Here is a 25,861-nt window from a genome sequence, read left to right as displayed (position 1 = left end):
ACTCCTGTTACGCGCGATGATCCTGCCCGGAATTGGCCCTGGGTAATAGCCACAGATAGATCGCGCCGGCGGCGAGCGCCATGCCGGCCATCAGGCCGGTCATCACCAGCACCGGATGCCCGAACGGTTCGAACACCGCGATCATGGCGCTGGCGAAGGCGCCCATGACCATTTGCATACATCGCATCACGCCGGCTGCCGCACCTGCCACATGCGACAGGTTCTGCAAGGCTTCGTGGTTGGTGCTCGGTGCAAGCAGGCCGAAGGAAAAGATCGTGAGCGCCATCAGCGGCATCAACGACAGCGTCGTGATGGCGCCGGCAGGCACCAAAGCGACGGCTGCAACGGCGCTGGCGATCATCAGCAGCAGACCGGCCATGATGATCTGGCGTGAGGCCACATGGCGGCGGCTCAGGCTTCCGCTGATCAGCGAGGCAACCAGCACGCCGCAGGAGGTCAGTCCGAACAGCAGCGCAAACATCGTGGTGGAGAGACCGAGGCTGCCGATCAACACGGATGGCGCGCCCGAGATGAAGGCGAACATGCAGGCAAAGGCGAAGGCGTAGAGCAGGGAGAAGCCGACGAAGATGCGATCGGACAGCACCATGCGGTAGCTCTCGAGCAATTGCTTAGGGTTGAGCGAGCGGCGTTTCTCGACGGGCTGGGATTCGTCGAGGCTGATGGCGCCGACGATCAGCAGGATCAGGCCGACGGCGGCCTGCACCGCATAGATCGTTCGCCAGTCACTGACGGTCATCACCCAGCCGCCCAGCACCGGCGCGATCATCGGCGCGATGCCGAGTACGGCGGCGATTTGCGACAGCTTGTGGCGCGCCGTGCCGTGTTCGAACAGGTCGCGCACGATGGCGAAGGGCAGGATGGCGCAGGCGCCTGCAGCGAGGCCCTGCAGCAATCGAAACACGAGCAGCACGGTGAAGGATGGCGCGAGCGCGCAGGCGCCCGCCGCGATCGAGAACAGCAGCAGTCCATCCAGCAAGGTTGCGCGGCGCCCGAAGCGGTCTGCGAGGGGGCCGCAGATCAGCGGCGAAATCGCAAAGCCCGCCAGGAACAGGCTGAGCGTCAGCGGCCCGCGTCCTGCGGCGTCGGCGAAACTCGCCTCGATCGCCGGAAGGCCCGGCAATCCCATGTCGATCGAAAGCGGTGGCAATGCGGTCAATGTGCCCAGAAAGGCGGTGAAGGCGAAACTGTCGCGCCTGAGGGCCAAAATCGATTCCTTGAAAATGCGAAAAAGTGTTTATGCGGTCGCGGCGCTATTCTGCCGGACTGATTTGCGCCGGCAAGATCCGGCGGTCAATGAGACTGCTCAGCGTGAGCCCAAGCCCGACCATGGCAACGAGCGCTGCGAGCAGCGGAAGCTGCGCATAATGCATGCCGGCATTCAGCGCCACGCCGCCGATCCATGCGCCGGTGGCATTGCCGAGATTGAACGCGCCCTGGTTCAGGGTCGAGGCGAGGTTTGGCGCATCCGTGGCGGCATCGACCACCCAGATCTGCAGCGGCGAGACCAGCGCGAAGGCGATACCGCCCCACAGGATCAGTAGCACCAGGGTCGGAAGCGTCATGTGCACCACAAGCGCAAGTGCGCCGAGCACGATGACGAGACAGATGAATGCACCGATGATGGTCAAGAGCAGGTTGCGGTCGGCGAGGCGGCCACCGATCAGATTGCCGATGGTGAGGCCGACGCCGATCGCCAGCAGTGCGCCGGTGACGCCATGCGGCGTGAGGCCGGTGACCTCTTCGAGCAGCGGCGTGATGTAGGTGAAGAGGCTGAACATGCTGACTGAAGCCATGGTCGAGATCAGCATCGGCAGCAGCACCGGCCAGCGGCCCAAGGCGCGAAACTCTTTCGCCAGTCCGCCGCGTGTGCCCGGCATGCCCGATGGAACGAAACGCGTGATCGCGAGGAACGCAACGATACCGATCACCACGACCGCCCAGAATGTCGCACGCCATCCGGCGGACTGTCCCAGAGCTGTGCCGAATGGCACACTGAGCACATTGGCCAGCGTAAGGCCGGCGAACATCAACGACACCGCTCGCGTGCGCTGCTCACGTGGCACCAGATTGCTGGCAACGACGGCGCCAATTCCGAAGAACGCGCCATGGGCAAAGGCAGTGACCACGCGCGCGGTCATCAGCAACCAGTAATCCGGCGCGAGGGCGCAGCCGAGATTACCGATCGTGAACAGCGCCATCAGAACCAGGAGAGCAGTCTTGCGCGGGATGCCTGCGGTCGCCATTGCCACGATGGGTGCGCCGATCACGACGCCCAATGCATAACCCGACACGAGATAGCCGGCTTGCGGGATGGTCACCGACAGGCTGCGCGCGACGTCGGGCAGCAGGCCCATGATGACGAACTCGGTCGTGCCGATGCCGAAAGATGCAGCAGCCAATGCGAGAATAGGAAGGGATAGTCGGATGGGTATCTCCTGAGCGGAAATATTGCGATGCAATATCAGGAGATGTGCCACGACCTCAGCGATTTGGCGACCGCCTCGCGGGGGAGGCAGCATTGCGCGCCTCGGTCATCAAACTGTCGAGAGGCGTTTCGATGGAGCGGCTGTCGGCGGACAACAGGCCGACTGTGCGACTTCAGCGCAAATGCAGGCGGACGGCTCAGACCGGAGGCCAGCTGCGCATGGCCATGTCGGCGAGTTTTCGCAATTGCTCGCGCGGTGCGCCGCCTGCGGCTTGCACGGCCATGCCCTGCAAGATGGCAGACACGTAGCGCGCGAGATCGCCGGCATCCGCGTCGGCTGGCAGATCGCCTTCGGCGAGGGCGCGTGTGAAGCGAAGGCGCAGATCGTCCTCGCTCTTCGAGCGACGCGCCATCAGTTCCTGCTTGATCGTCTCCGCGGCATCACCGCAGCAGAGGGCGCCCTGGACCGCGAGACAACCGGGATTCCTGGGATCAGTCACCGCCTCAACGGATTCGTAGAGGATATGTTCGACCGCTTCGCGGGCCGTGGCCTTCTCCAGGCCGGTGCGGAAATAGCCGCCGGGGCCATCGACGTAGCGATCCAGCGCCTTGCGGAACAGATCTTCCTTGTTGCCAAACGCTGCATAGAGACTGGGCTTGGTGATGCCCATGGCTTCGGTGAGGTCGGCCATCGACGCGCCTTCGTAACCCTTGCGCCAGAACACATGCAGCGCGAGGTCGAGGGCCGTGTCGGTATCGAATTCACGAGGACGTCCCAGTGCCACGACGGGCCCTCCAAAGTTTTCTACCGTTCAGTAGATAAGTCTCTTGACAGTGGATGTCGATAGTCCATCTATACCGGACGTTACGAATGTGTGCGTTGCAGCGAGATGCCCGGCGGGACCGGCCAGACGCGGAATGTACAGCTTAGCTACTGAAATGACAGGGCTTTACAAGGCCCACGCAGATTAAATGGGGTTCACAATGGCACATAATCTCCCTCGCAAGATCGCTTTTGGCGCCGGAATCGCGTTGGTAGCGGTCGCCGTTGGCGGCGGTGCGGCGCTGATGAATCTGTCCAGCGTTGCAGCTCAAGCCGAGTCCGGTGCGGTTGTTCCCGCTGCTGTTCAGGCTTCGGTTGCCCTGGTGGAAGCCAAGGCCACGGCGCCTTCGGACGAGTTCTCGGGCCGCCTTGAGGCAATTGAGCGCGTGGAGATTCGCTCCCGCGTCGCAGGCGCCGTTCAGGAGATCCACTTTCGCGAAGGCGCGCTGGTCAAGAAGGACGACCTTCTGGTGCTGATCGATCCGGCGCTCTACGCCGCCGACGTCGATCGTGCCCAGGGACAGGTGTCCGCGTCGCGGGCGCGCCTGATCCTGACTAAGGCCGATTTCGACCGCGGTCAGCAACTGACCAGCTCCAGCATCACCCAGCGCGACCTCGACAATCGTATCAATGCGTATCGTGAGGCCGAAGCCAACCTCAAGGCTGCAGAAGCCGCGCTCAAGACCGCCGAGCTCAATCTCAGCTACACTGAAGTGCGCGCGCCGGTCGCGGGCCGGGTCGGCAAGGTGGAGATCACCGTCGGCAACCTGATTTCGGCCGGCCCGTCCGCGCCGCTGCTGACGACGCTGGTCTCGGTCAATCCGATCTATGCAAGCTTCAATGCCGACGAACAGGTGGTGTCGCGCGCGCTGAAGACGCTGGCAGACGAGAAGACGCCGGGCGATATCGACCGCATCCCGGTTCACATGACCACCGTCACTGATAGCGCACCGGTGAAGGGCCGCATGCAGTTCATCGATAATCAGGTCGATCCGCGCAGCGGCACGGTGCGGGTGCGTGCGATGTTCGACAATGCCGATGGTCGCTTGATGCCCGGCCAGTTCGCGCGGCTCACAATGGGTCAGCCGAAGGCAGAACAGACGCTGCTGATTAGCGAGCGGGCAGTTGGCACCGACCAGAATAAGAAGTTCGTCATGGTGGTCGATGCCAAGGACAAGGCGCAATATCGCGAAGTGATCCTGGGGCCCTCGGTTGATGGCATGCGCGTGATCCTCAACGGCCTCAAAGCCGGTGAACGGATCGTCGTCAACGGACTTCAGCGCGTGCGGCCGGGTGTGACCATCAAGCCGGAGATGGTGGCGATGAACGCCGCGTCTCTCGTCTCGATTAAGGCCGTCGCGCAGAACTGATAACGACCGCCCTGTCCGCAGGCGGGCAGGGCGCTCTTCCTAATACACAGCACGTCATCGAGGTCGAGCGATCGGCCGCGCGGGGCCCTTGTACCCCGCAGGTCTGGATCATCACGGAATAGCGCCATGAACTTTTCAAAATTCTTTATTGATCGTCCGATCTTTGCCGGCGTGTTGTCGACGGTGATTTTTCTCGCCGGCCTGTTGTCGATGCCGGTGCTGCCGATCTCCGAATATCCGGAAGTCGCGCCGCCGACCGTGGTGGTGACAGCGAATTATCCCGGCGCCAATCCAAAGGTGATTGCGGAAACGGTCTCGACGCCTATCGAAGAGCAGATCAATGGCGTCGAGAACATGCTTTATATGAGCAGCCAGGCGACCACCGACGGCAGGATGACGCTCAACGTCACCTTCCGCCTTGGCACCGATCCCGACAAGGCGCAGCAACTGGTGCAGAACCGCGTCTCGCAGGCCGAGCCGCGCTTGCCGGCGGAAGTGCGCGCGCTGGGCGTGACGACGATCAAGAGCGCGCCAGACCTCACCATGGTCGTGCATCTGCTGTCGCCGAATGACCGCTATGACATGACCTATCTGCGCAACTACGCGGTGCTCAACGTGAAGGACCGCCTCGCGCGCATCGAAGGCGTCGGTCAGGTGCAGCTGTTCGGCTCGGGCGACTACTCCATGCGCGTCTGGCTCGATCCGCAGAAGGTCGCCGAGCGCGGCCTGTCGCCGAGCGATGTCGTGCGTGAGATCCGCGCGCAGAACGTGCAGGCAGCAGCGGGGCAGGTGGGCGGTTCGCCCAATGAGCCGGGCCTCGACCTGCAGCTCTCGATCAATGCGCAGGGGCGCCTGCAGACCGAAGAGGAATTCGGCGAGATCATCGTCAAGAACGGCGACAATGGCGAGGTGACGCGGCTGCGCGACATCGCCCGTATCGAACTCGGCGCCGCCGACTATGCACTGCGCTCGCTGCTGAACAACAAGTCCGCAGTGGCAGTTCCGATCTTCCAGTCGCCGGGCTCCAATGCGATCCAGATCTCCGACAATGTCCGCAAGACCATGAAGGAGCTGAAGGAGAATATGCCGGACGGTGTCACCTACGACATCGTCTACGACCCCACGCAATTCGTTCGCGCCTCGATCGAGGCGGTGATCCATACGCTGCTCGAGGCCATCGCACTGGTGGTGCTCGTCGTCATCCTGTTCCTGCAGACATGGCGAGCCTCGATCATCCCGCTGATCGCTGTGCCGGTGTCGGTGGTCGGCACTTTCGCCGTGATGCATGTGTTCGGCTTCTCGGTGAATGCGCTGACGCTGTTCGGCCTCGTTCTGGCGATCGGCATTGTGGTCGACGACGCCATCGTCGTGGTGGAAAACGTTGAGCGCAATATCGAGCGCGGGCTCGATCCGAAGAGCGCGGCCTATCAGGCCATGCGCGAAGTGACCGGCCCGATCATCGCCATCGCGCTGGTGCTGGTCGCCGTGTTCGTGCCGTTGGCCTTCATCACCGGCTTGACCGGGCAGTTCTACAAACAGTTCGCACTGACGGTGGCGATCTCGACGGTGATCTCCGCCTTCAACTCACTGACACTGTCGCCAGCACTCGCCGCGCTGCTTCTGAAGGGCCATGACGCGCCGAAGGATGCGTTGACGCGCTTCATGGACAAGACGCTCGGCTGGTTTTTCGTCCGCTTCAACCGCTTCTTTGCCAGAAGCTCTGACGCGTATAGCGGCGGCGTGAAGCGCGTCGTCTCGCGCCGCGCGGCGGTGATGGGAATCTACGTTCTGCTGATTGGCGTCACCGGTTATCTGTTCCACGCAGTCCCGGGCGGTTTCGTGCCCGGTCAGGACAAGCAGTACCTGGTCGGGTTTGCGCAGCTCCCCGACGGCGCTACGCTGGATCGTACCGAAGAGGTGATCCGTCGCATGGGCGAGATTGCGCAGAAGGAGCCCGGCGTCGAGAATTCGATCCAGTTTCCGGGCCTGTCGATCAACGGCTTCACAAACTCGTCCAACTCCGGCATCGTCTTCATCGGTCTGGATGCGTTTGACAAACGCAAGGATCCGAGCCTGAGCGGAAATGCCATTGCGTTGTCTCTGAACAAGAAGTTTGCCGGCATTCAGGACGCCTTTATTGCCATGTTCCCGCCGCCGCCTGTGTCGGGTCTTGGCACGATCGGTGGCTTCAAGCTGCAGATCGAGGATCGCGCCGGTCTCGGCTATGAGGCGCTGAACGACGCTACCAAGGCTTTTATCGGCAAGGCAATGCAGCAGAAGGAGCTGGCCGGTCTGTTCTCAAGCTATCAGATCAATGTGCCGCAGCTCTATGCGGATGTCGATCGCACCAAAGCGCGGCAGCTCAACGTGCCGGTTACCTCGGTGTTCGACACGATGCAGATCTATCTCGGCTCGCTCTATGTGAACGACTTCAACAAATTCGGTCGCACCTATTCGGTGCGCGTCCAGGCTGACGCCAAATTCCGGGCGCGGGCCGACGATATTGGCCAGTTGAAAGTTCGCTCCGACAGCAACGAGATGATCCCGCTCTCGACGCTGCTGCGCGTTAAGGAAAGTGCAGGGCCGGAGCGCGCCATGCGCTACAACGGTTTCCTGTCGGCCGACATCAATGGCGGCGCGGCGCCCGGCTATTCCACCGGCCAGGCGCAGGACGCCGTGGCGCGTGTCGCCAAGGAGACGCTGCCCAAGGGCATCGACTTCGAATGGACTGAACTGACCTATCAGGAAATCATCGCCGGCAATTCGTCGCTGATCGTGTTCCCGGTGGCGATGCTGCTGGTGTTCCTGGTGCTCGCCGCGCAATACGAAAGCCTGACACTGCCATTGTCGATCATCATGATTGTGCCGATGGGCTTGCTGGCGGCGATGTTCGGCGTCTGGTTGACCAAGGGCGACAACAACGTCTTCACCCAGATTGGTTTGATCGTGTTGGTGGGTCTGTCGGCGAAGAACGCCATCCTGATCGTGGAGTTTGCCCGCGAGCTGGAATTTGCCGGGCGGACACCGATCCAGGCCGCGATCGAGGCCAGCCGTCTGCGGTTGCGGCCGATCCTGATGACGTCGCTGGCCTTCATCATGGGCGTCGTGCCGCTGGTGACGTCCACTGGCGCAGGCTCGGAGATGCGTCATGCCATGGGTGTCGCGGTGTTCGCCGGCATGATTGGCGTCACGGCCTTCGGCATCTTCTTCACGCCGATGTTCTATGTGCTGCTGCGCGCCATGGCAGGCAACCGTCCGCTGACCCAGCATGGCGAAGCGACGGTCGATCAGGCGGCGCCGCTGGCACCGGGATCGCACGAAGCACAATCGCGCCCGCACGCCACGTCGCATTCGTAACACCCGGGACCGGGGAAGGAGACGCCTGATGAGGGCTGCTGGTCCACGAATGCGCCGTTTCGACCCATTCTAAGGCGAGGAATTGCGTAGCCTGCGTCCAAGGCTGTTGGAATCGCCCCCAATTGGCCGGGTGCGCTTTCCTCCACTGCACATCTTCCGCTACAATGCGAAAGGCACTGCAGGGGAATGACGGGTTGCGGACGGGCTTCTACAAATGCGAATACCGGGTTGATGAGGCGGTCGGTCGCAGTGTGATGTTTGTCGAGCATGGCAGCATGCTCGGCGGCAATTCCGCTTTTGCCCATATCGGCAGCTATGAGCTCCGGGGTGACGAGGTGGTGGCGGAGATCGAGAGCCGCCGCCACATGAACGATCCCAACTATCCCTCGCTGCTCGGCCAGGATGTGGCGACCATCAGCGTCATCGGCCGGCCCTATGGCGACACCTATCGTTTTCAGGGTTCGTCGCCGCAAATGCCGGGTGCGAAATTCGAGTCGGTCATGACGACGATCGATGACGGCGAGATGCCTCCGGCCGGACCGATCGGTGCGGGTGGCATCGCCAACGGGCTGTATTCGATCCATCTGCGCACACTTGACGGCATCGATGGCGGGCTCAACGGCGTGATGCTGCTGCATGACGGGCGCATCCTCGGCGGAGACGCGTTCTTCTATTATCTCGGCGCCTATTCCTCCGCGGACGGACGCTGGAAGGGCGAGATGCTCAATCAGGAGCACACGCCGACAAAGGGCGAGAACCCGGTCTTCGGCGGCCATGAAATCGGTATCGGCTTTTCCGGCACCTGCGACGAAACCGGCGCCGAACTGGAAGCCACGGCGCTGGCCGGCAAACGGAGCCTGCGGTTGCAGGCAGTGCTGAAGCTGATCCGCAAGGCCGTGTAAGTTCCAGGCTGGCGCACGGCTTGATGGGGTGCGCGCCTGTCCGTAATGTCACCGGCGAATGACACAGATGGCGACAAATCCATGACCCAGCGTATCGGCGCGACCGCTCTGATCTGGTTGCTCGGCGTCGCGGCCGGACTGGCTGTGCTGTCCGCGCCAACGCGCGCGCAGGCCCAGTCCGCCGATCTGGTTCTGTGCGATCGCCTCGCGGCCGATCCTGCCGATCCCGACAAGCCTGCCGATGTGAAGGGCGTGGCCGATATTGCCAAAGCCGATATTGCCACCGCCACCAAATTCTGCCGGACCGCGTCCGGCGGGTCGCGCCGTGCGATGTTCCAGCTCGGGCGTGCTTACGCGGCCAATGCGCAGGTAGCTGAGGCGCTCGCGGCATGGCGCAAGGCGGCTGACAAAGGCAGTACCTCCGCCATGGTCGAACTCGGCGTCGCCTATGGCAACGGAACCGGCGTCGCGCGCGACGAAGCGCAGGCGCGCAAACTGTTCGAGCGTGCGGCTGAAGCCGGCAATCCGCGCGGCGTAAGCAATCTTGCGGCACTATCCGGAGGCGCAGGCGCGGGTTCAGACCCGGTGCGTGCACGGCAATTGCTGGCGAAATCCGCGGAGACCAATGCCGAGGCGCAATATCAGCTCGGCATGATGCTGTCGGAAGGCATCGGCGGCGCGAAAGACGATGTTGCGGCACGCAGCCTGTTCGAGAAGGCGGCAGCACAGAACCATGCGGGCGCGTTGGAGCGCATGGGCGCGTTCGCGCAAAGCGGCCGCGGTGGTGCGTCGGATAAGGATGCCGCGAAGGCCTATTATGAGAAGGCCGCAGCGCTCGGCGACGACGATGCGAAGAAGGCGCTGGAACGCATCAAGTGCCCTTATGTGCTCAAGGACAAGCGCGGCAACGTGGTCAGCAATATGTGCTTCTGATCAGCCTAGCCTGACTGCGGTCTGTCGCAGGCGCGCGCCGGCGTACCCACGTCGAATTCGCGCCGGTCATTCACCGACGGATCAACGAAATAGGTGACGGCGTTGAACGGCACCGTGACGCGCGACTTGATCCCCTTGAACCACAGGTTGACGCTGAAGCGATCCGCGGTGACGTTCAGTCGTTCGAACTGGTGCTGCAGCACGAACGTCATCTCTTCGGGATATTTGGCGCGCTGGGCATCGAGCACGATGACGCCGTCGAACGAGGTCCTGAACGTGATCTCGTAATAGTGCCGGCCGCGCAGACCGCATCTGGCGACGTCGGCAAGCGTGGATCTCACCTCGGCATATTGTGCGAGCGGGGCGGTGGTGCAGGGCTGTTGTGCTGCCGCGTGTGATGTGAGCGCGGCCAGCATCATCATGGCAACGGCGAGGGTGCGGAGGTCGCGAGGCAAGGATGGTGTCATGATCCTTTGTCGCGGCGGCAGCGGGCGGGTTCATGGGGCTGCGACAGCGATTTTCTGCCGCATATTTCCGCAACCATTTGTTTCAAATTGGCCGCTTAACCTGCCGGTTCTGAGTCGCAATGGAGCCGCCTGTGAACGAGAGCCTGATCGCCATCTGCCAGTTGTTTCTGGTGCCGCTGACCATTCTGTTTGCCGCGGTGGGGGTGGCCAATGCGCGCTTCGTCAAGCTGTTGGTGTGTTTGCTCGGCGTCGGTCTCGCCGGCCTCTGGCTCTATCGCATCTATCTCTGGACCGGCCTGTCGGTGATCGATCGCCGCACGGCCTACGGGCTCGCGGGAGCCTTCGCGCTATGCTGGGTGCTGACGCTGCTGCATCAGATCAAGAGCAGCTTCGGCGGCGGATACGATCGCTAGGCTCAGGCAAATCTGAATCAGGCCAGCCCGAGCGAGAAGGCCAGCGTGCCGATCGCGGCATGCGACAGGATCACCGGCCAGATGTTGCGCATCCGCAGATAGGCGAAACCCCAGACGATGCCGACCAGGAACGTGTTGAGCAGCAGCACGCTGTCGCCATAGGCGATGTGGATCAGCGAGAATACCGCCGAGGAATAGATCACATAGGTCCAGGGCCTGACCTGCAGCCGATCGGTCATCAGTTTCGGAATCGATCGGCACACGACTTCCTGGCAAGGGCTCGAGACCAGGACATAGAACGGCGCAAAGCTGAGCCAGACCGGTGGCTTGTGGTCGAAGGTGAGAAACCGGGTCTGCGCCACCATGATTGCCGCGATGCCTGCCGTGATCGCGGCACAGAACAGCCAGTGCCTGATGTCAGAGGGACGGCTGAGGCCGAGTTCCGCGACCGAGAAGCCGGCCAGCAGGCACAGCGCGATACACAGCACGGACACCAGCAGCAACGCGGGAATGCGATATTCGAACGGCAGAAAGCCCCAGTGAATGGCGAGACCAGGCGCCAGCAGCAGCGCGGCAAATCCCGGCAGTGGAGCGATCAATCGCCATTGGAATCGTTGCTGTCGTAAAACCGTCATGATGTTCTATAGCTGAAATCATGTGGTGGTTTAAGGGCGGAGTGGCCACGCAGGCTGAAAGCGACGAAAGCGTGATCGTCGATATGTCAGCAGCAGGTGGTGACATTTCCGTCGGACGGTCTGCTCGGCCGTTGCTGGCCGCCCCGATGCGACAAAGTGGAACTCGCCGACTAGTATTGTGTCTCACACATCCGTCCATGACGTGAACAGCGCTGCCTGACCGCGTCGCTCGCCGTTCTCACTTCTCAGTTCCCAGACGATGCCACCTTCGATCCAGAAGCGGCGACCGGACTTCGCGATCCGCAACCCACGATAATTGTCGATGAAGCCGTTGCGCGCGACGGCATCCAGCAGGCGCTGGCGCTCGTCGCGGTTCGGCGCTTCCGCCGACAGCCGCGACGGGATGGTGACGAATTCGTCCCACTTATATTCGAAGCAAGATTGCGCGGTGCGATTGGCATAGGTGAACGCCGGATCGGCGTCGGTGTTATGTGCGAGCACCGCGAATGGTGCGTCGCTGTAGAGCCACGCTGCATCTTGCCCAGGCGCCAACAGGGGCTTCCCGACAGTGCGGAGATAGCTCCCGGTGAGGAGTTTGAAGAAGGGTGCATCGAGTGCGAAAGCAGGGAGCGTCGGAGCGGTCACGGGACTCTCTCGGGGATAGGCTATGAGGACATAGCCCGCATGGCTCTATACGACATCGGCAGCGAAAGCGGTGCTGACTGCCGCGGAATGCATGGAGCAGCCGCTATCGGTCGGCAGGAAGGATCAGGTCGTGATCAACCTGTTTTCGAACGCCACGGTGCATTGAGTCACCGAGACGGCCGCGTCCCGTTCGTCGATTGCGCGTCCCGTGTAATCCGATAGCTGCCCGGCTTATTTAGTCGTCGCATCGGCTGGGCTCTTGTTTTAGCCTCTCCCGAAAATGTCGTTCCAGGCGAAAGCCCAATGGACCGGCGCAAAGGGAGAAAACGTGAGCAACAACAAGAAGGGGCGATGGTTTGCCATCGCCGCGGTCCTTGCCGCATCGCTGTTCGCCGTAGCGCCAGGGCAGGCGCAGCAATATCCCGAGCGCAACATCACCATGGTCGTGCCATTTCCGCCCGGCGGAACGACCGACATCGTCGCGCGCATCCTCACCGAACAGCTCAGCACCGAACTCGGCAAGCAGGTGGTGATCGAGAACCGCGGCGGCGCGAGTACGTCGATCGGTGCGCAAGTCGTGGCCGGTGCCGACAAGGATGGTTACACCCTGCTATTCGCCAGCGCGACGACCTTCACGACCAACCCGCATCTGCTGGCCTCCATCAAATACAAGCTCGAGGACTTTGCGCCGGTCGCGATGGTGGTGAAGGTGCCGTTTGCCTTCGTCGTGAAGAAGGACTTTCCGGCCGCCGACGTCGCGGCGTTTCGTGCCTATGCGCTGGCCAATCCGAGCAAGGTCAACAATGCCACCAACGGACCGGGCAGCACCGTGCACCTTATGGGTGAGATCGTGGCCCGCGGACTCGGCGTGAAGCTGCAGCATGTACACTATCGCGGTGCTGCGCCGGCGATGAACGACATGCTTGCGGGCATCGTCGACAGCAATGTGGAGGCGCTGACCAATACCGTGCCAAACCACAAGGCGGGCATGTACCGCGCGCTGGCGGTCTTGTCCGAGGAGCGCCTTCCGCAATTGCCTGATGTGCCGACCTTCAAGGAGCTCGGATTCCCCTCGATCGTCGGCGCGACATGGTTCGCAGTCTTCGCGCCCGCGGGTACGCCGCAGCCGGTGCTGAACAGGCTCAGCGCCGCCATCACCCGCATCGTCAAGACGCCGGAATTTGCAAAGAAGATGGAGCCGATCGGCAATCAGCCGTGGCCGATGACGCCGGCAGAACTCGAAACCCATGTGAAGAACGAGCGCGACCGCTTGGGCAAACTCATTCGCGAAGCCAACATCACGGTCGACTGACCGCATGAACAAGATCAAGGGAGAACATCAATGAATGCAGCCGTCAGCTCACCCGCCGTGAAAGTCGTCCGTTCGGTGCAGGATCAGGTCAGTCCCGAGGAGTGGCAGTCGCGCGTCAATCTCGCGGCCTGCTACCGTCTCACGGCGATGTACGGCATGACCGAGATGATCGCCAACCATATCTCCTGCCGCGTGCCGGGAACGGAAGATCAGTTCCTGATCAATCCGTATGGCATGCTCTATGAGGAGATCGATGCGTCGAGCCTCGTCAAGATCGACCTCGACGGCAACACGCTGTTCAACGCGTCCGACTACGCTGTGAATGCTGCGGGCTTTGTGATCCACAGTGCCATCCACATGGCGCGTCACGATGTCGATTGCGTCGCGCATACTCATACAGTGGCCGGCATGGCTGTATCGGCGATGGAATGCGGGTTGTTGCCGGTGGCGCAGACCTGCATGCGCTTCCTTCATGTCGCCTATCATGACTTCGAGGGCATCGCGGACAATCCAGAAGAGCGGGAACGACTGATCGCGCATCTCGGCAATCACGAGGCGATGGTGTTGCGTAATCACGGCCTGCTGGTGGTGGGCAAGACCATCGCCGCGGCTTTCAACGTGCTGTTCCGGATGGAGCGGGCCTGTCAGGTTCAGGTTGCAGCGTTGTCATGCAACACCAAGCTGATCACGCCGCCGCAGAAGGTCCTGCAGGACACTTATGACCGCATGAAGCCGCGCGACAATGTTCCGGGCCTCAGCGGCGAACTGGCCTGGCCGGCGCTGCTCCGCAAGCTCGACCGGGTCGATCCATCCTATCGCAACTGAGCTTGCGCTAGAGTCTGATCCATCTTCGATGGATCAGACTCTAGCTATTTTCTCTATGAGAGCATGATCTTGTCCGAAAACCGGCGTCCACTTTTCGGGATCATGCTCCAGCAGGCTCCGCGGCTGCCGGGCCCGCAGGCGTGGCATCCACCTGATGAACAGAAGGGATGCGCGGCATCAAGAATGCGGCGCATCATAGGTTCGGCAGTCAGATGCGCGACTGCAGGTCCGCCTACGGCTTGAAGAAGGACACCGGCGTCATCAACTGGTTTTCCTGGCTGATGAGGTAGGCGGCCTCGGCGCTGATCTTCAGGTAGTCGGCCCAGGCCGGGTCCTTCTGCAGCGCCTGGCGCTTGGCCTCGCGATCGGCTGGGCTGTCATAGACCCAGATGTGCATGTAGCTGTTGACGTTGCCGGTTTCGGTTTGCATGTAGGCCAGCGGCTTGCCCAGATGGCGGCTCTGGATCTCGTAACCGTGCTCGGCATACAGCGCCAAGTGTTTCTTGATCGTGCCGGGGCGGCAGGTGTAGGTGCGAACGTCAAGCAGCATGGGGTTTCCTCAAGTGGTGGCGGATCAATAGGGTCATTCGGCGGTGGCGCCGGACTGCGCGACAAGCACGGCCCAGCGCGCCACCTCGTCGTTCACGTATTTCTGGAATGTCGCCCGATCGTCGCCGACGGGGTCGGCGCCGAGCCCTTTGAGCCGCTCCTGGACAGCGGGGTCAGCCACGCTCTGAACAATGGTCTGCGCAAGCTTCTCGACGATAGCGGGGGGCGTGCCGGCCGGTGCGAACAGGCCGAACCACGAGCGCGCGTTCATGCCGGGGAACGGCGTTTCTGAGAAAGCGGGCACGTCGGGCAAGGCGGCGTGACGCGTGCTGCCCGTCACCGCCAGCGCCTTGAGCTTGCCACTCTGCACCAGAGAGAGAACTTCGGGCAGGTTGGCGAACATGATCTGCACTTGGCCGCCGATCATATCGTTGAGCGCCTGTGCGCCGCCCTTGTAAGCGACGTGCGTGATCTTCGCACCAGCCAGTGTGCTGAACTGCTCGCCGGACAGATGGGACGCGGTGCCCACGCCGCCCGATGCATAGTTGACGCTCGCGGCATTGGCCTTGGCGTAAGCGGCGAGTTCGCTCACCGAATTGACTGGCACCGACGGGTGCACCACCAGCAGCAGGGGCACCGACGCCAGGTTCGACAAGGCCGCGAAATCGCGCGTGAGGCTGTAGCTGAGCTTCTGGTAGAGCGATGCATTGATCGCGTGGCTCGATGTGGCCATCAGCAGCGTATAGCCGTCGGGCTCCGAGCGCGCCGCCGCGGCACCGCCGATATTGCCGTTGGCGCCGGCCTTGTTTTCCACCACGATCGACTGGCCGAGCCGTACCGACATGGCTTGCGCCACGGTGCGCGCGATCACGTCGGTGGCACCACCGGCGGCGAACGGCACGATCACGCGCAGGGGACGTTCTGGATAATCGGCCATCGCGCTGACTGAGGTGAGGGCCAATGCTGCGGCCACGACGAGGCTCCGCAACGGGATGATTGCTTTGTGCATTTTGTTTCCTCTGCCTCTTGTTTTTATGTCCTGCCGACGGCGCGCTCCGCAGATGCGGGGCGGTCGTGGCGGTGGGCGTCATGCCATGCCGACCTGCGCATACAAACGCGCAGGTGGCGATGGCAGCGCCCGGTCAGGCGTCCATGCGGGACACTCTATGCAGCCGCGCGGCGACGGCGCTAGGACGGATCAGACGTTGTGTTGGACTTTTTCGCGTGTCAGTCCAGTGGACGGCAATGCTTCCTCCGGAAGTCGCCCGGCGTGAGGCCGGTCTGCTTCTTGAAGAAGCGCGCGAAGTAGGCCGGATCCTCGATATTGAGGCGGAACGCGATCTCGGCGATGCCCGTTTCGGTGTTGCTGAGCCAGCGCTTGGCTTCGAGGACCACGCGCTCCTGCACCACCTGGCTGGCCGTGCGCGCCACAGTGCGCTTGACCGCATCGTTGAGCTGGCGCTCGCTCACGCCAAGCGCCTCGGCGTACTGGCCGATGGTACCGAAGCGCAGGTAGTGCGTTTCCACCAGCATCGCGAAACGGCGCGCGAGCGCCTGGTGTGGACCAACGCCACCGGCGGGCTCGTTGTCGGGGCACACACGGCGCAGGCGCGTGAGCAGGATCAGCAGGCTGGCCCGCACCACATCGGGAAATCCCGGCTGGCGATCGCGTGCCTCACGCTCCATCTCGCAGAGCAGTGGCAGCATGCCGTCATGCTGGGCCTGCGTGAGATAGAGCGCGCTGTTGCCGCGCGCAGGGTGGAAGAACGGAAGTTTCGCGACATCTTCGGCGCGCGGAAACATCCGCGCGAAGAAGTCGGTGCTGAAGTTCAGCACGTAGCCGTGAGGCTTGACCGATGACGTCCAGGCATGGACCTGGCCCGGCGAAAGAAAGAACACTGAGTGGTCGCGCACGTCGAAATGCGCGAAGTCGAGTGTGTGCGTGCCGCTCGCCCGGGTCATCCAGAGCAGATGGTAGTAGTTGTGCCGGTGCAGGAAACCGCGCGGGATGTCGTCACGGTCCTCCAGTCGTACGAGGTCGAAGTAGAACGAGCCTTCGCCCGCGAAATCCGAGGTTTCAAAGGTCGGAAACTCGCCGGAGCGGGCGGAGAGGAGAGCTTCGGGCAAGTGAAGGTGTCCTTGCGGTTTCGGGGCACGGTTATCAGCGTCATCCTATCGCAAAAAGCCGGAGAGTACCGCGTGTTGGCGAATGCGACGCCGGACGGTCTCTCCGAGGAGTTCGGCAGCTCTATAAGAATTCTGGGTGCCGCTCCATCACACCCGGGAAGTTGCGTCGGGGGATGCTCCTGCAGGCATTTTATGGCGTTCGCTCGGAAGGGGACCTGATGGAACGGACGCCGACGGCGGGTCGTCGCAACTGAGTTTGCGCTGGATCAATTGCAGAACGGATTTCGGGCGATGGCGGTTGCCGAGCTGGCCGCCGTCGCCTACATCAGGGCGCATGACGCAGACCTCCGAAATCGGCTTCACCAGCTTCCAGCCCTCCCTGAATGAGGAAAATGTCGCGCTTCTGGTGCAGACCTTTTACGGCCGCGCCCGCGAGGATGATTTGCTGGGGCCGATCTTCAATAGCGCCGTGACCGACTGGGATCATCACATCGCGCAGATCAGCGATTTCTGGTCGTCGATGATGCTGAAGACCGGCCGCTACAATGGCCGGCCGATGCGTCCACATCTCGTGCTGCCGCTGAAGGGCGAACATTTCGATCGCTGGCTTTTGCTGTTCGAACAGACCGCGCGCGAGATATTTCCGGCTGAGGTCACCGAGGCCTTCATGATCCGCGCGCGCCGTATCGCTGACAGTTTCGAGATGGGCGTTGCCTCTGTGCGCGGCGAAATCGCTGCGCCGCGACATAGCGTTTAAGCGGTAGGCACGTGATGCATAGCCGGTCTTGCGAGAGCCCGTGGTTGCGCTAGGCTGCAGCTCCAACAAACCGGGAGTCGGTCCATGAAACGTCTGTCTGTCCTCGTTCTCTTGAGCCTGTTCAGTGCTGCGCCCGCAATGGCGCAATCCTGCAACGCCGTCAGCGGCGACGGCAAGCCGCTCGCGGGCGCTGCCAAGAAGAGCTTCATGAAGAAGTGCTGCGAGGACAACGCCAAGAGCGCCGAGGGCAAGCCACTGGCCGGCGCCGCCAAGACCTCATCGGTCAACAAGTGCATGAAGGGCTGAGGCTGCTGCCTCACGCATCCAGACGTGCAAAAGCCCCGCGCGCGCGGGGCTTTTCGATTCCGGGCTGAAGCGACGTCAACTCGAAGTCTTCGTCTCAGCTCTTCGCTTCGAGCTTGTCCTGAGTCTTCGTGTCGAAGTCGCTGGCGTCATGGCGTTCGCGCAACTGGCCGGCCGGATCGCCCGAGGTGCGATTGACCATGCGACCGCGCTTCACGGCAGGTCGTGCCGCGATGGTCCTGGTCCAGCGCTGCAGGTTCTTGTAGCTCTGCACATCGAGGAACGTGCCGGCATCGCCGTAGATGGCGCTCTCCGCAAGGCCGCCATACCAGGGGAAGATCGCCATGTCGGCGATGCTGTAATCCTTGCCGGCGATGAATTCGTTGTTGGCCAATTGACGATCGAGCACGTCGAGCTGGCGCTTGGTCTCCATGGCGTAGCGGTCGATGGCATATTCGATCTTGCTGGGCGCATAGGCATAGAAGTGCCCGAAGCCGCCGCCGAGGAACGGCGCGCTGCCCATCTGCCAGAACAGCCAGGATAGGCACTCGGCGCGTTCGGGGCCACCCTTTGGAAGGAAGGCGCCGAATTTCTCGGCGAGATGCACCAGGATCGCGCCGGACTCGAAGATACGGAACGGCTTGTCGCCGCTGCGATCCATCAGCGCCGGGATCTTGGAGTTCGGATTGACATCGACGAAACCCGAACCGAACTGGTTGCCGTCGATCCGGATCAGCCAGGCATCGTATTCCGCGCCTGTATGGCCGGCAGCGAGCAGTTCCTCGAACATGATCGTGACCTTCTGGCCGTTCGGCGTCGCCAGCGAATAGAGCTGGAACGGATGTTTGCCGGTCGGGAGCTCCTTCTCATGGGTGGGGCCGGCGATGGGCCGGTTGGTCGAGGCAAATTTGCCGCCGTTTTCCTTGTCCCAGGTCCAGACTTTGGGAGGCGTGTAGGGGGCGTCGGTCATGTCAGGCTGGCTCCGGAAAAGGGGCAGGGTTGATGGTTGCCGGGGACAGGTAGGGATGAATGCAATTGCATGCAAGATGGCGAGGCGTCCTATGCCGGAAGCCGCCTTGTGCCGGGCGAAGACATGCGATGTAACGAGTCCGAACCGCCGTCATTGCCGATGGCGGCGTTTCCCTCCGTCCGAAGATTCCCCTCCCGATGAGCGACACCCCAGCGCAGACCGTCGGCGCACCGCCCGCCAAACGATCTTTCGCGGCGCTGCATCACCCGGGATTCCGCGCCCAGTTCATCACCTATGTGCTGGCCATGATGGCCGACAATATCGAGCATGTGATCAGCTACTGGGTGGTGTTTCAGAAATTCCAGTCGCCCGCGCTCGGTGGGTTTGCCATCGTCTCGCACTGGCTGCCGTTCCTGCTGTTCTCGGTCACATCTGGCGCGCTGGCGGAGCGTTTCGACCCGCGGCGCGTGATCCAGTGCGGCATGGCGCTGTTCATTCTGGCATCGCTGGGCTGGGGCTATTTCTTCATCACTGACACGCTGCAGATGTGGCAGGCCATGGTGCTGCTGGTGATCCATGGCTGTGCTGGCGTGCTCTGGCAGACCCCGAACCAGATGCTGCTCTACGACGTCGTCGGTTCCGCCGACTTGCCGAGCGCGGTGCGTTTGAACGCGATGGCGCGCTATCTCGGCGTCATGGTCGGGCCTGCGGTCGGCGGCGTGATCCTGCTCGCGCTGGGCCCGGCCTATGGCATCATGCTCAACACCATTTTCTATCTGCCGCTGGTGCTGTGGCTGATCAAGGCGCCCTATGGTCCGCGCTTTCGCACCGGCGCGCCCGCGCCTCAGCGCGCCGTGCGGGGCTTTGCGGACATCGTCCAGACCATGCGCGACGTTCGCCACCGGCCGGTGATCGTCTCCATGATCGCACTGGCCGGCGCGGCCTCGTTCTTCGTCGGCAACGCCTATAGTTCGCAGATGCCGGGCTTCGCCAGTGATCTCGGCCATGGCGATCCCGGCATGTCCTACAGCATGCTGCTGGCGGCTGACGCAGCTGGTGGCCTGCTTGCCGGCCTGGCGCTGGAGGGCAGGCAATTGCTGGCGCCGAAGCCGCGTACGGCGATCATACTGGCGCTGCTCTGGTGCGGCGCGCTGGCGATCTTCGCGCTGACCGGTCATTACGCCATCGCGCTGTTGTTCCTGTTTGCGGCGGGATTCCTCGAATTGTCGTTCAACGCCATGGCACAGAGCCTTGTGCAGCTCGATGCACCCCTGGACAAGCGCGGTCGCGTCATCGGTCTGTTCAATATGGCGAGCCTGGGCTTGCGCGCCTTCAGCGGCATCTCGGTCGGCGTCGTCGGCAGCATGATCGGAATCCATTGGTCGCTGGCGCTGTCGGCGCTGGCGACCATGATTGTTGCTGGAGGCCTGCTGGCGCTGCCCTAGCGAGGAAAAACCTCGGCGTCCTACCAGTCGACCAGCCGGTCGTCGCCGCCGAACGCCGCCGGCATGGCGGCGTAATGTGGCAGGCCGTCGCGGACCGGAGCGATCGCCTCGCTGCAATTGATATGCAGGCTCGGCTTGAACGCGTCCCCGAGCAGATAGCCGTTGATGCTGCGCATGCCGATCCCGTCGAGTTCGATAATCAGCCGCGTGGCACACATTGCGCAACTGAGGCGCGGGGTCGTCTTCAGCGCGAACGATGTCGTGTCGCCCTGAACGACTTCAACACCGTCAGCCGGATAGACGGCCTCGGCCACATAAGCCGCGCCGTGGACGGTCTGGCAGTCGGCGCAGTGGCACCAGAAATGGGCGATGGGGTCGGCTGAAATCCTGAGCTTCACGGCGTTGCAGGGGCAGGCGAGTTCCATGGGCGCACCTCATCTGATGCGCAAAACTACCAGCCGACCGCAATCGCCGACAACTGCCGCGGCTTGCGACAAATCGCTCGCCGCGGCTGGCAGTCGCTATTTGCCGCTTTGCAGCGCAGCCGTTTGCTTGGCGAGCTGCTTGTCGAAATCCTGTTCGAGCACTGCAGCGTAAGCGGCAAGCTCGCCCGGTTTCACGAACGGATTCGGCGCGCCGTCCTTCATCGCAGCACGCTTGGCCTGCATGCCATAGACTTCCGGATGCGGCCCGAGCAGCACTTCGATCTTCATGGCCTTGGCCTTGGCATAGGTCGACCGATAATCGTCGACGATGCCGGCATGGGTTGGATTGCCGACCAGCCGGTTCAGCGCCACGGTGCCGCTGCAGAAGAACAGGACCTCACGGTTCTCGCTGCCGTCCTTCACGGTCATCTCCCAGCTCGTGCAGCCCGGCGAATGGCCGGGTGTCGCATGCGCCGTCAGCGTGGTGCCGCCGAGCGTGACCTTATCGCCCTCGGTGACGGTGCGATCCACCTTGACCGGCGGGAAACCAATATCGGTGTTCTTTTCATCGCCCGGGTAGGTGCCGCTTTCGAGCAATGGCTTGTCCCGTCGGCCTGCGATCAGTTGCGCGCCGGTGTCCTTCTTGATCTCCGCAAAACCGCCGGTGTGATCGAAATGGGCATGGCTGTTGAGGATGATCTTGATATCGGCTTCCTTGAAGCCGAGCTTTGCGATGTGCTCCTTGATCATCCCGGTCGATTGCGGGACGCCCGTATCCATCAGGATCAGGCCGTCGGATGTCTTGATGAGATAGACCGCGATGCCGTCGGTGCCGACGTAATAGATGTTGTCGATCAGCTGAAAAGGCTCGAATGGCGCGGTCCACTTGACCATCACCTGCGCCAGAAAATCCTTGACGGTCTGCGCCTGCGCGTTGCCTGCAAATAGCGCCAGAGCGCAGATGGCTCCTGCGAGCGTCTTCATGATGGCCTCCCGGTCTGATTTTATTGGTTCTTCTGAACGCCAGGATTGAAGCGCGATTTGGGCGGATGGCTCAAGCGCCATTCCTGCATGCCGGCATCGCGCATGACTGGCACGGCCGGGCGGCGAATGTTGTGAGCGCGTTGAACCATCCCGGCCGTTTCGGGTTAGACTTCACCCATGAAACAACTGATCTGCCCCAATTGCCAGACACGCGTCTTCTTCGAGCAGAGCGATTGCGTGCAATGCGGCGAGGCGCTGATCTTCGACACCGCGCAGTCCAATGTCGTCAGCGCTGCGTCGGCCATGTCCTGTGCCAATCGCGATCTGATCGCCTGCAACTGGGCCACGGATGACAGCGATCCGTTCTGTCCGTCCTGCCGGCTTACGCGAACAATTCCCAATCTGGTATCCGATCGCAATGTCGCGCTCTGGAAGCGGGTTGAGCAAGCCAAGCGACGTCTGACCTATGACCTGATGCGGCTCAGACTGCCCCTTGCCGTGTCGAGCGGCGCGCATATCGCGTTCGACATTCTCTCGGACGAGACCGCCGGACATCCGATCATGACCGGGCATTTGTCGGGGCTGATCACGATGAACCTCTCGGAAGCTGACGATGCCGAGCGCGAGGCGCGGCGCGCGGCGTTTCGCGAACCGTATCGAACGCTGCTCGGGCATTTCCGCCACGAGGTCGGGCATTTCTACTGGGAAGCGCTGGTCGATCAGTCGCAGCTCATCGGTCCGTTCCGTCTGATCTTCGGCGATGAAACCCGCGACTACGGTGAAGCACTCGCGGCCTATCACAATCGCGCCGATCGCTCGTGGAATAGCGATGCCTTCATCAGCGAATATGCGACATCGCATCCGTGGGAAGACTGGGCCGAGACCTTCGCGCATTTCCTGCATATCGTCTCGACGCTGGACACCGCGTCGTCGCTGCCGCTGTCACTGGACGAACGCTCGCGCCATACGCTGGACGATCCCTATCTCGAGCGTGACTTCGAAGCGTTGCTGTCGCTGTGGGATGCTGTGTCCTACAGCATGAACGAACTCAATCGTTCGATGGGCATGAGCGACGCTTATCCGTTTCACCTGACGCAAGCGGTGAGGGGAAAGCTACATTTCGTGCATCTGGCGATTTTGAAAACGCGCAGCGAAGGGTGAGGGCGGCTCTGTCATTCCGGGTTCGCGCCGGTCTGCTTCGCAGATCAGCGCGCCCCGGAATGACGAGCTATGTACTTACTGCTCCATCTTGATCCCGGCGTCCGTGATCACCTTTTTCCAGCGCGCGATTTCGTCGGTGAGGAAGGCGCGGAATTCATCCGGGGTGGTGCCCATGGGGACGATACCCTGATCGTCGAGCTTCTTCTTCAGGTCGGGATCGGTGAGCGCCTTCTTTGCCTCCGCGGCTACGCGATCCACGATCTCCTTCGGCGTGCCCGCCGGCGCGATGATGCCGGACCAGGTGCCGGAGACGAAATCCGGCACGCCGGCTTCCGCCATGGTCGGCACGTCGCCGGCCGCCGGTACGCGCTCCTTGGCAGCCACGGCGAGCGCCTTGGCATTGCCGGACTTCACCTGCGACATCAGCGGGCCGATGACGTCGAACATCACATTGATCTGGCCGCCGACCGTATCCTGCAGCGCGCCGGACGTGCCCTTGTAGGGAATGTGCTGCAGATTGATGCCTTCGCGGCTCTTCAGCATTTCCATGGTCAGATGCGCCGCCGAGCCGATGCCGCTGGAGGCAAAATTGAGCGAGCCGGGCTTCGCCTTGGCGAGCGCGATGAATTCCTTCATGTCCTTGGCGGGCAGGGACGGCGTCGCAATCAAAATCAGCGGCGCGACCGAGGTCAGCGACACGTAAGTGAAGTCCTTCATCGCATCATAGGGCAGCTTCGGATTGAGCGTCGGATTCACTGAATGCGCCGCGATCACGGTGCCGAAGGTGTAGCCGTCGGGGGCTGCCTTGGCGACGGCGTCGGTGCCGATGGCGGCATTGGCGCCCGGCTTGTTCTCGATGACGATCGGCTGGCCCAGCGCCGCCGACATCTTTTCGGAAACGAGGCGCGCCATCAGGTCGGTATAGCCGCCCGGCGTATAGGGCACGACCATGCGGATCGGCCGGTTCGGCCAGCTCTGCGCAAAGGCAGTCTCGGCGCTGCCGGCGCCGGCTGCCATCACGGCGATCACGCTCACGGCGCGGACGAAGCTCTTCATCATTTCATTTCCTCGACTGCCGGCGCGCTCCAGAGCGGCGGGAGCGCCGTAGCGCTCGCTCTGGATCGCAGACCGTTCTTCTTGTTGTCTGCCCGTTCTGCGCCGTGACGGATGTCGCGGAATGCAGAGTCCCGCAGGCAGGCTACCGCATCGCACGGTAACGGGGAAAGTAGACGAAAGGCCGCTAACGTCTGCTGCCGCAGCGTGGAATTTGTCGATGTGAGACGCGGATACTTGTGACCAAGGAGCATGTGACCTCCCGTGATGATGTTGTTGATCGCTGTGATGCAGGTGAGGGACGGGCGTGAGCCATCCTTGCCCGCGCCTGTGCGCGTGAGTGGCCGTCCCGGTGGCCTCCCTCGCAAATGAGGGAGATGAAGCGCCGAAAGGCGCGACTTGGGTACAGTGCCGCAGCGTAGTGTCCGGATCGCCGGACAGCAGAGGCCGCGGAAACGCCTTTCGACGCTCCATCGTGGCGATTTCTGTCCCCGGGACCGTTCTTCCGGGCAAAGGCGCAGACCTCCGCAGTCCGCTTATCCCGACGGTTTCCCGCCGTTCACCAATGCCACGTCCAGCCAGCATGAGTGGCAGACCCCCGTAGTGGGGCCGGACGGTGACCCAAGGCCTCCCGAGTGCGTGAGGAAACGTCTTCCTCCCGCCCGCAGGCGCCACATCCCGCCCCGCGCTAACAAGCGTCCCTGGCAACGCCCCTCAAAGTGGGACGGGATGTAATGGAATATAATCTCTCCGAAAACAACGTCAAGGATTATTTTCAAGGCCATCGCCGCGGGCGAGCACGTCAGCAATAGAGGGCAGCATGTTAGGCTCAGGAACGCTGGGACAGGCCAACGGGCGCGGGCTGTTCGGAATATTCAGTCCGGGCCTGACGGAGTATCTGCACCGAGGAGGAGAGAAATATGAAGGCCCGGGAACACAGCCAGACAGAGCGCACATTGGCGTCGCCGTCCTTGTAACGCATCAGGAGCAGCACCGAGGCGAGGTTGGCTGCCAGCGCCAGGAAGCCGATCGCGCCCATGACCTCGGCACTTGGAACGCCCAGGATAAGCGTGTGGTAGACGGTCGAACCGAACACCCATAGAGCCATGACGCTGAGCGAAAGGCCCTTGAACAAAGCCGCCGTTGCCCGCGTCCTGATGCCGGTGCCGATGACCGCGAGGCTCAGCCCGTAAGTGACGGTATCGCCGAGGAAGTCGAGCGCATCCGCTTTCAGCGCCTGCGATCCCGCGATTTGTCCCGCGATCATCTCGACAAGAAACATGATGCCGTTGATGGCAATGACCGTCCACAGCACGCGCTTGTAGCGGGGATCGACGCCGTCGAAGACCGGAACGCCGCCGGAGCAACCACATGCCTCGGTCTCGCAGGCCGCCGGGGAGACAGGCTTCGCGTTCGCCTTCGAAAAATCGATGGGCGGCGGCTCGCAGCAGGTGTCGGTGGTGCAACAGGTCTTGTCGGACATCGGCTTCCTCTCAATGTGAGACAAGCGTACAATCTCTAGCGACTAGAGGTTCAAGGGAAAAATGGATTACGCAATCGGAGAAGCGTCGCGTCTGACGGGCATCAAGGTGCCGACGATCCGTTACTACGAGGGGATTGGCCTTCTGGCCGCGCCCACGAGGACGGAGGGAAAGCAGCGCCGCTATCGGCCGGAGGATGTCGCCCGCCTGAATTTCATCCGGCACGCCCGCGAGCTCGGCTTCGAGATCGCCGACATCGCCGAATTGCTGACCCTGAGCGAGGGACCAGATCAGTCTTGCGCAGAGGTCGACCGGATCACGCGCCGGCACCTGTCGGACGTCGAGCGCCGGATTGCGCAACTCACCGCTTTACGCGAAGAATTGAAGCGCATGGTGGAAGAGTGCAGTCACGGCAGAGTCTGTGAGTGTCGTGTCATCGAGACGCTGTCCGGATGACACGAAGCATGGCGATTGCTCG

26 protein-coding genes are annotated in these 25,861 nt (G+C 62.4%); 12 read left to right on the top strand and 14 right to left on the bottom strand.

The genetic code is table 11. The features are described 5' to 3' along the window. Nucleotides 1-7: 7 nt before the first annotated feature. The 3 genes from AB7813_RS05930 to AB7813_RS05920 all read right to left on the bottom strand — a co-directional run bounded on the left by AB7813_RS05930 (nt 8) and on the right by AB7813_RS05920 (nt 3,231). Nucleotides 8-1,225 (bottom strand): multidrug effflux MFS transporter, encoded by a 1,218-nt coding sequence (locus AB7813_RS05930; protein WP_439064026.1) that lies wholly within the window; start codon nt 1,223-1,225, stop codon nt 8-10. A 46-nt stretch (nt 1,226-1,271) separates the two neighbouring features. After that, nucleotides 1,272-2,420: an MFS transporter gene (locus AB7813_RS05925; RefSeq protein WP_439083369.1), complete on the bottom strand. Its 1,149-nt coding sequence runs from the start codon at nt 2,418-2,420 to the stop codon at nt 1,272-1,274. A 223-nt stretch (nt 2,421-2,643) separates the two neighbouring features. After that, nucleotides 2,644-3,231: a TetR/AcrR family transcriptional regulator gene (locus AB7813_RS05920; protein WP_068736841.1), complete on the bottom strand. Its 588-nt coding sequence runs from the start codon at nt 3,229-3,231 to the stop codon at nt 2,644-2,646. A 199-nt stretch (nt 3,232-3,430) separates the two neighbouring features. Here AB7813_RS05920 and AB7813_RS05915 point away from each other — a divergent pair, with 199 nt between their 5' ends. The 4 genes from AB7813_RS05915 to AB7813_RS05900 all read left to right on the top strand — a co-directional run bounded on the left by AB7813_RS05915 (nt 3,431) and on the right by AB7813_RS05900 (nt 9,831). Beyond that, nucleotides 3,431-4,639 carry an efflux RND transporter periplasmic adaptor subunit gene (locus AB7813_RS05915; RefSeq protein ID WP_093758336.1) on the top strand — a complete coding sequence of 403 codons (1,209 nt, stop codon included), beginning with the start codon at nt 3,431-3,433 and terminating at the stop codon, nt 4,637-4,639. A gap of 126 nt (nt 4,640-4,765) precedes the next feature. Next, nucleotides 4,766-7,996, top strand: a complete 3,231-nt coding sequence (locus tag AB7813_RS05910; RefSeq protein WP_439064024.1) for an efflux RND transporter permease subunit — start codon at nt 4,766-4,768, stop codon at nt 7,994-7,996. A 194-nt stretch (nt 7,997-8,190) separates the two neighbouring features. Continuing rightward, nucleotides 8,191-8,898, top strand: a complete 708-nt coding sequence (locus tag AB7813_RS05905) for a GrlR family regulatory protein (RefSeq protein ID WP_439064023.1) — start codon at nt 8,191-8,193, stop codon at nt 8,896-8,898. Between the two features lie 81 nt (nt 8,899-8,979). Beyond that, nucleotides 8,980-9,831 carry a tetratricopeptide repeat protein gene (locus tag AB7813_RS05900; RefSeq protein WP_439083370.1) on the top strand — a complete coding sequence of 284 codons (852 nt, stop codon included), beginning with the start codon at nt 8,980-8,982 and terminating at the stop codon, nt 9,829-9,831. 5 nt (nt 9,832-9,836) lie between these two features. Here the strand turns inward: AB7813_RS05900 and AB7813_RS05895 are convergent, their stop codons facing one another. Then, entirely contained in the window at nt 9,837-10,298 is a 462-nt protein-coding gene (locus AB7813_RS05895) for a ClpXP protease specificity-enhancing factor SspB (RefSeq protein ID WP_439064021.1), read from the bottom strand. A 131-nt stretch (nt 10,299-10,429) separates the two neighbouring features. On the opposite strand from AB7813_RS05895, the gene AB7813_RS05890 reads away from it, so the two are divergent. Beyond that, entirely contained in the window at nt 10,430-10,711 is a 282-nt protein-coding gene (locus AB7813_RS05890; RefSeq protein ID WP_089263998.1) for a hypothetical protein, read from the top strand. A 17-nt stretch (nt 10,712-10,728) separates the two neighbouring features. Here the strand turns inward: AB7813_RS05890 and AB7813_RS05885 are convergent, their stop codons facing one another. Next, a complete protein-coding gene (locus tag AB7813_RS05885; RefSeq protein ID WP_184517320.1) occupies nt 10,729-11,346 on the bottom strand; it encodes a CPBP family intramembrane glutamic endopeptidase in 618 nt (205 codons plus the stop codon). 183 nt (nt 11,347-11,529) lie between these two features. Then, nucleotides 11,530-11,991, bottom strand: coding sequence for an MEKHLA domain-containing protein (locus AB7813_RS05880; protein ID WP_439077353.1), 462 nt, complete (start codon nt 11,989-11,991; stop codon nt 11,530-11,532). A gap of 328 nt (nt 11,992-12,319) precedes the next feature. Here AB7813_RS05880 and AB7813_RS05875 point away from each other — a divergent pair, with 328 nt between their 5' ends. Together AB7813_RS05875 and AB7813_RS05870 are read left to right on the top strand one after the other, a co-directional pair. Beyond that, nucleotides 12,320-13,303 (top strand): Bug family tripartite tricarboxylate transporter substrate binding protein, encoded by a 984-nt coding sequence (locus tag AB7813_RS05875; protein WP_439083371.1) that lies wholly within the window; start codon nt 12,320-12,322, stop codon nt 13,301-13,303. Between the two features lie 30 nt (nt 13,304-13,333). Next, nucleotides 13,334-14,128 (top strand): class II aldolase/adducin family protein, encoded by a 795-nt coding sequence (locus tag AB7813_RS05870; protein WP_068736808.1) that lies wholly within the window; start codon nt 13,334-13,336, stop codon nt 14,126-14,128. A 232-nt stretch (nt 14,129-14,360) separates the two neighbouring features. Here AB7813_RS05870 and AB7813_RS05865 read toward each other — a convergent pair whose 3' ends face one another. From AB7813_RS05865 to AB7813_RS05855, 3 genes are all read right to left on the bottom strand, one after another. Beyond that, complete coding sequence (locus AB7813_RS05865) at nt 14,361-14,678, bottom strand: NIPSNAP family protein (RefSeq protein WP_089264009.1); 318 nt, start codon at nt 14,676-14,678, stop codon at nt 14,361-14,363. 33 nt (nt 14,679-14,711) lie between these two features. After that, the gene (locus AB7813_RS05860) at nt 14,712-15,686 is read right to left on the bottom strand and encodes a Bug family tripartite tricarboxylate transporter substrate binding protein (protein ID WP_089264010.1); all 975 of its coding nucleotides are present in this window, start codon (nt 15,684-15,686) and stop codon (nt 14,712-14,714) included. Nucleotides 15,687-15,904: 218 nt separating this feature from the next. Beyond that, on the bottom strand, nt 15,905-16,804 hold the full coding sequence (locus tag AB7813_RS05855) for a helix-turn-helix domain-containing protein (RefSeq protein WP_089264011.1): 900 nt from the start codon (nt 16,802-16,804) through the stop codon (nt 15,905-15,907). A gap of 334 nt (nt 16,805-17,138) precedes the next feature. On the opposite strand from AB7813_RS05855, the gene AB7813_RS05850 reads away from it, so the two are divergent. Together AB7813_RS05850 and AB7813_RS05845 are read left to right on the top strand one after the other, a co-directional pair. Beyond that, nucleotides 17,139-17,561, top strand: coding sequence for a group III truncated hemoglobin (locus tag AB7813_RS05850; protein WP_439083372.1), 423 nt, complete (start codon nt 17,139-17,141; stop codon nt 17,559-17,561). An 84-nt stretch (nt 17,562-17,645) separates the two neighbouring features. Next, on the top strand, nt 17,646-17,867 hold the full coding sequence (locus tag AB7813_RS05845; RefSeq protein ID WP_093758344.1) for a hypothetical protein: 222 nt from the start codon (nt 17,646-17,648) through the stop codon (nt 17,865-17,867). 94 nt (nt 17,868-17,961) lie between these two features. On the opposite strand, the gene yghU is transcribed toward AB7813_RS05845, so the two are convergent. Continuing rightward, the gene (yghU, locus tag AB7813_RS05840) at nt 17,962-18,834 is read right to left on the bottom strand and encodes a glutathione-dependent disulfide-bond oxidoreductase (protein WP_439083373.1); all 873 of its coding nucleotides are present in this window, start codon (nt 18,832-18,834) and stop codon (nt 17,962-17,964) included. Between the two features lie 197 nt (nt 18,835-19,031). Between yghU and AB7813_RS05835 the strand changes: the two genes are divergently transcribed. Next, complete coding sequence (locus AB7813_RS05835; protein ID WP_439083374.1) at nt 19,032-20,279, top strand: MFS transporter; 1,248 nt, start codon at nt 19,032-19,034, stop codon at nt 20,277-20,279. A 20-nt stretch (nt 20,280-20,299) separates the two neighbouring features. On the opposite strand, the gene AB7813_RS05830 is transcribed toward AB7813_RS05835, so the two are convergent. Further along, nucleotides 20,300-20,704, bottom strand: a complete 405-nt coding sequence (locus AB7813_RS05830) for a GFA family protein (RefSeq protein ID WP_120292451.1) — start codon at nt 20,702-20,704, stop codon at nt 20,300-20,302. A gap of 96 nt (nt 20,705-20,800) precedes the next feature. Further along, nucleotides 20,801-21,688 carry a BJP family subclass B3 metallo-beta-lactamase gene (blaBJP, locus tag AB7813_RS05825; RefSeq protein ID WP_120292453.1) on the bottom strand — a complete coding sequence of 296 codons (888 nt, stop codon included), beginning with the start codon at nt 21,686-21,688 and terminating at the stop codon, nt 20,801-20,803. A 177-nt stretch (nt 21,689-21,865) separates the two neighbouring features. Here blaBJP and AB7813_RS05820 point away from each other — a divergent pair, with 177 nt between their 5' ends. Beyond that, the gene (locus tag AB7813_RS05820) at nt 21,866-22,849 is read left to right on the top strand and encodes a putative zinc-binding metallopeptidase (RefSeq protein ID WP_120292455.1); all 984 of its coding nucleotides are present in this window, start codon (nt 21,866-21,868) and stop codon (nt 22,847-22,849) included. 75 nt (nt 22,850-22,924) lie between these two features. On the opposite strand, the gene AB7813_RS05815 is transcribed toward AB7813_RS05820, so the two are convergent. Further along, nucleotides 22,925-23,905 carry a tripartite tricarboxylate transporter substrate binding protein gene (locus tag AB7813_RS05815; protein WP_120292580.1) on the bottom strand — a complete coding sequence of 327 codons (981 nt, stop codon included), beginning with the start codon at nt 23,903-23,905 and terminating at the stop codon, nt 22,925-22,927. Nucleotides 23,906-24,731: 826 nt separating this feature from the next. Beyond that, on the bottom strand, nt 24,732-25,385 hold the full coding sequence (locus AB7813_RS05810; RefSeq protein WP_439083375.1) for a cation transporter: 654 nt from the start codon (nt 25,383-25,385) through the stop codon (nt 24,732-24,734). 61 nt (nt 25,386-25,446) lie between these two features. On the opposite strand from AB7813_RS05810, the gene AB7813_RS05805 reads away from it, so the two are divergent. Next, complete coding sequence (locus AB7813_RS05805; RefSeq protein ID WP_120292459.1) at nt 25,447-25,839, top strand: MerR family transcriptional regulator; 393 nt, start codon at nt 25,447-25,449, stop codon at nt 25,837-25,839. The last annotated feature ends 22 nt before the right edge of the window (nt 25,840-25,861 follow it).

Origin of the sequence: Tardiphaga sp. 20_F10_N6_6, from assembly GCF_052076045.1 — a bacterium.
GTDB lineage: Bacteria > Pseudomonadota > Alphaproteobacteria > Rhizobiales > Xanthobacteraceae > Tardiphaga > Tardiphaga robiniae.
This window is presented reverse-complemented; position numbering and strand designations above follow the sequence as displayed.